Raw genomic sequence first — 223 nt, forward strand, 5'->3', positions numbered from 1 at the left:
TTCGAGCGCCTGCTTGAGCCAGCGCACGCGGCGTTCGGTGTCGATGACGTCGCTCACGCTCTCGTCCGGCAGCGGGCTCGAATCCACGAGAAATTCCACGCGCTCGGCGGAATTGGACGGATCGGCATCGAGAACCGGTGCGTTGAGGGATGTGTCGGGGGCCGAAAGGCGGGCATCCATCAGGGCCACATCGGCCTTGGAGACGCCGATCGCTTCGGCGATC

At 65.5% G+C, this 223-nt stretch carries 1 pseudogene; it reads right to left on the reverse strand.

The features are described from left to right. Positions 1–223, reverse strand: a pseudogene (locus E4K09_RS22000) (RNA polymerase factor sigma-32); the annotation flags it as partial.

This window comes from Microvirga pakistanensis (assembly GCF_004458765.1).
GTDB classification, from domain to species: Bacteria; Pseudomonadota; Alphaproteobacteria; order Rhizobiales; family Beijerinckiaceae; genus Microvirga; species Microvirga pakistanensis.